The sequence below is a fragment of the Luteococcus sp. genome (assembly GCF_043424415.1).
GTDB lineage: Bacteria > Actinomycetota > Actinomycetes > Propionibacteriales > Propionibacteriaceae > Luteococcus.
Map to the genome: position 1 here is coordinate 1 of NZ_JBHWOO010000095.1, position 4355 is coordinate 4355.

Below are 4355 nucleotides of genomic sequence, written 5' to 3' on the forward strand. Positions count from 1 at the left end.
CATCGACGGACCCTCCAAGGCGCCGACCTCGCCACCGGAGATGCCGCAGCCCACGAAGTGCAGGCCGGCGGCGCGGACCTTCTCCTCGCGGCGGATGGTGTCCTCGTAGAAGGCATTGCCGCCATCGACGATGATGTCGCCGTCCTCCAGCAGCGGGATCAGCTGGTCGATGACGGCATCGGTGCCCTTGCCGGCCTGCACCATGATCACGATGCGGCGGGGGCGCTCCAGCGAGGCGACGAAGTCCTCGATCTTCTCCGAGGCGATGAAGGTGCCCTCGGTACCGTGCTCGGCGATGACCTCTTCGGTCTTGGCGAAGGTGCGGTTGTAGATGGCGACGCTGAAGCCCTTGTGCGCCATGTTGCGGGCCAGCGACGAACCCATGACGGCCATGCCGATCACGCCGACATCGGCCAGGGCCTTCGCGTCGGTGCCAGCAGTGGTGGTCTCGGTCATCGAATCTCCATTCGGTCGGGGCGGGGGCTGCGGAACGGCAGTGTGTCTCAGCCTTACGAGGACCAGTCCACCATCACGGTCAAGTCCCTTCGAGCCATTGCCACATGTTGTCGCTTCCGCCGGCTCCCAGACGCGTGCTCCCAGAACCTTTGTGGCAAGGGAGTTCACCGTTCCATGCGGACTTGCACTCTGTTGCCACCCGGTGGGGCCGGGCCTAGGCTCAAGCCATGAGCGACGCCAGGCCCGAGGACAGCAAGCCCGCCACCATCTACCAGGTGGCGGAGGCGGCCGGCGTGAGCCCCTCGACGGTCTCGCGCGCCTTCTCCCGGCCCGGTCGCGTCAGCGACAAGACCGCGGCGAGGATCCACCAGATCGCCCAGGAGCTGGGCTACCGCACCGAGGCCGTCTTCCGGGCCGAACGTCCCGCCCGTACCCGTATGATCGGGCTGGCGATCAGCGACATCACCAATCCCTTCTACTTCAACATCATCCGTGGCGCGGAGAAGGCGGCCACCGATGCCGGCTTCTCCATCGTCCTGGCCGATGCCCAGGAGTCGGCCGAGCTGGAGAAGACCTTGCTGGACCGCACCCTGCAGGTGGTCGACGGACTGGTGGTGGTCACCTCACGACTGTCCGACACGGCCCTGCGCGGGGTGAGCAAGAAGGTCCCGACCGTGGTGCTGAACCGCCAGGTGATGGGGCTGCCCTGCATCGGCACCGACAATGCCCGCGGGATGCGACGTGCCCTGGAACACTTGGGGGAGCTGGGGCATCGCCACATCGCCTACGTGGCCGGACCCGAGGCGGCCTGGGTGGACGGGATGCGGTGGCGAGCCTTCCGCGAGGCCTGCCAGGAGCTCCAGCTGGAGGACATCCGCTACGGCCCCGTCGTCCCGACGGTGAAGGGCGGACTGCAGGCAGCGTCCGAGATCGGATCGAGGGGCGAGACCGCGGTGGTCTGCTACAACGACCTGGTGGCCATCGGGGTGCTGCGTGGGCTGTCCATGCGCGGGATCGACGTGCCGGGCAGGATCTCGGTGATCGGCTTCGACAACACCTTCGCCTCCGACCTGGTCACGCCGGCGATCACCACCGTCGCCTCGCCCCTGCGCCAGCTCGGCGAGCACGGCGTCAATGCCGTGCTCGCCATGATCAGGAAGCAGCGCCCGATGGGGCCCTCGATGGCGATGATGCCGATGGAGCTGGTGGTGCGGGAGTCGACCGCTCGGCTCAGCGCTGCGAGTTGAGCTTGAACAGGATCTCGCCGGCATTGGGGACCACCAGCGTGCCGGGCACCTTCGCCTCGGCCTCGAGGTCGATCGAGTCGGGGTCCAGGTAGCCCAGGTTCACCTGGCGGCAGACCTCCTCGGGGATTGCGGTGGCCAGCGTCACCGTGATCCGGTTGGTCTCCACGCCGGTCTCGGCATCGTAGGTGCCGGCGCCGCGCACGTGCGTCGAATGGGCGAGCACGCCCTTGGGCACGTCGCTGAAGCGGTCCCACTGCTTGGTGAAGTACTCGATGCAGTGGTAGCCGATCTCGTGGATCTCGCGGTGCACCTCGGAGACCTCGGTGACGTGGGGGGCGTAGATGACCACCTCTCCGCCGTCGGCCATGGCGGGCTGGGCCTTGTAACAGCCCTTGGCCGCGGTCCAGATGTCGTCATAGCGGGTCGGCATGCAGGCGATCACCTTCTGCAGGGGCTCGTCCAGCCAGGTGATGTGGCTGTCGGCGGCCACCTGGGCCATCGCGGCCCAGGCGTCCTCGCTGGTGCCGAAGGCGGCGGCCTCGAGCTCTCCCGAGCCGGACTCGACCACCAGGCACAGGGCCAGCTTCTCGTTGCGGATCAGGTCGGTGCCGGCATTGATGATCCGTCGCATGGGGGTGATGCCCTGGGTGCCGATCACCTTCTCGACGCCGAGCAGCGCACCCACCCAGTGGCTCAGGTCGATCGCGTCGTGGGTGGCGCAGCCGGGGATGAAGTACTTGTTGCCCCCCGAGATGCCGACCACCTCGTGCGGGAAGACCGGCCCGATCACGATGTTGTAGTCGGCCTCGACCACGTGGCGGTTGATCTCGACGTCGACCGCCACCTCCTGCGCGCCCTCGCTGAGCTCCTTGATGGTGGCCGCGTCCAGCGTGCCCACCTTGACGATCATCGACGGGTCCTGCCACTCGTGGTTGACCACGCGCAGGCCGGGGTAGGCCTCCTCGAGGCTGGCGGGCTGGCCCTCGCCGCCGACGCCGAACCAGGCATCGATCTCGTCGGACTCCATGTAGGAGTGGGTTCCCAGGGCGATGACGGCGGTCATCTCGGCGACGCGGCCCGCCAGCTGGGCGTGGACGTGGCGCAGCACCATCGGCAGCGGCATCGAACGGGTGCCGTCGGGGACCACCAGCACCACCTTCTTGCCGTCCAGTGGCAGCGGGGCGAGATTGCGCTCGACGAAGGCGGCGAAGTCGGCCTCAGCAATGTGCTGGTGGGCTCCGCCGATGGACTCGACAGGGATCTGGGTGGTCATGCGGCCAGTCAAGCGGCATGGCCGCCGGGCCTGCAAGCAGTTGCCCCGCCTTGCCCCGGGCCGGGGCCGGACTCAGCGACGGGCAGGGCAGAGCTCGGGTTCCGGCCCCAGTCGTGCCTCCAGCCCCGAACGCACCCGGGGCCACTCGTCACGCAGGATGCTGAAGTAGTCCACGTCGGCCACCGTCCCGTCGGCGGCGGGACGAAAGTGGCGCAGGGTTCCCTCGAAGTGGGCCCCCAGGCGCTCGATCGCGCGGTGAGAGCGGGTGTTGCGGTGGTCGCAGCGCAGGGCGACGCGGCCCACGCCGAAGACCTCGAAGGCGTGCTCCAGCAGCAGCAGCTTCGCGGCGGGGTTCACCGCGGATCCCCAGACGTGGCGGGCGTAGATGGTGTTGCCGATCTCGACTTTGAGCCCGTCGACCAGGTCGTAGAAGCAGGTGCGCCCGACCAGTCCACCGTCGTGCTCCACGGCGAAGGCGAGGGTTGCCGGGGCGTCAACCAGGTCGCGGAGGTGGACCGCCATGGCGGCATCGGTCGCCGGCAGCGGCACGCCCATGCCGGCCCAGGACTGCTCGTCCACGATCGCCCGGAAGCCAGTGGCGTCGGCGGGGGAGAGGGGACGCAGCGTGGTGCTGCCGTGCTGCAAGGCCAGGTGGTGCTCCATCCCTGCACAGTAACGGGGCCGCCGGACCGGAGGCCGGTAGTCTCGGGGGCATGGTGGAGCCAATCCCCGTCCCCCGTCCCGCGCCCGGCCAGCATCGGTGCGTGGCCAGACCTGCAACACGTGGCAACCGATGGAAAGTGTCACAGGCAGCGGGAAGCATGACGGCCATGGCACCGGCAATGACGCTCCACCCAGACCGACTCCTTCCCGCGGACCCCACCACGCGCGCCATCGCGCGTCGCCTCTACGACGAGGTCAAGGACCTGCCCATCATCTCGCCCCACGGCCACGTGCCCCCGGCCTGGATCGCCGACGACCTGCCCTTCGGCAACCCCACCGAGCTGCTCATCACGCCCGACCACTACGTGAACCGTCTGATGCACGCCAATGGCGTCGAGCTGTCCACCCTGGGCGTGCCCGTCGGCACCGAGATGAGCCAGGAGCAGTCGCGCGAGGCCTGGCGCACCTTCTGCTCACACTGGAGCGACTACAACGGCACCGCCATGCGCTACTGGATGCAGGACCAGCTGGTCGGCATCTTCGGCATCGACCAGCGTCCCAGCGCGGAGACCGCCGACGCCATCTACGACACCATCGACGCGAAGCTGGCCACCCCCGAGATGCGCCCGCGCGCCCTGATGGACAGCTTCGACATCTCCTTCATCGCCACCACCGACGACCCCTGTGACGACCTGCACCACCACGAGAAGATCGCC

At 68.6% G+C, this 4355-nt stretch carries 5 protein-coding genes; 2 read left to right on the forward strand and 3 right to left on the reverse strand.

Going from position 1 to position 4355, the window contains the following annotated elements; genetic code table 11:
* Positions 1-456: NAD(P)-binding domain-containing protein (locus ACHFFZ_RS05525; RefSeq protein ID WP_394275660.1), on the reverse strand; the 456-nt coding region annotated here is incomplete at its 3' end.
* Between the two features lie 227 nt (positions 457-683).
* Here ACHFFZ_RS05525 and ACHFFZ_RS05530 point away from each other — a divergent pair.
* A complete protein-coding gene (locus tag ACHFFZ_RS05530) occupies positions 684-1703 on the forward strand; it encodes a LacI family DNA-binding transcriptional regulator (protein WP_394275661.1) in 1020 nt (339 codons plus the stop codon).
* On the opposite strand, the gene ACHFFZ_RS05535 is transcribed toward ACHFFZ_RS05530, so the two are convergent.
* Both ACHFFZ_RS05535 and ACHFFZ_RS05540 read right to left on the reverse strand, forming a co-directional pair.
* The gene (locus ACHFFZ_RS05535) at positions 1687-2976 is read right to left on the reverse strand and encodes a lactate racemase domain-containing protein (protein ID WP_394275662.1); all 1290 of its coding nucleotides are present in this window, start codon (positions 2974-2976) and stop codon (positions 1687-1689) included. The genes ACHFFZ_RS05530 and ACHFFZ_RS05535 overlap by 17 nt on opposite strands.
* Positions 2977-3048: 72 nt before the next feature.
* Positions 3049-3639 (reverse strand): GNAT family N-acetyltransferase, encoded by a 591-nt coding sequence (locus ACHFFZ_RS05540; RefSeq protein WP_394275663.1) that lies wholly within the window; start codon positions 3637-3639, stop codon positions 3049-3051.
* Between the two features lie 167 nt (positions 3640-3806).
* Between ACHFFZ_RS05540 and ACHFFZ_RS05545 the strand changes: the two genes are divergently transcribed.
* A partial coding sequence (locus tag ACHFFZ_RS05545; RefSeq protein ID WP_394275664.1) for a glucuronate isomerase occupies positions 3807-4355 on the forward strand: 549 nt, incomplete at its 3' end.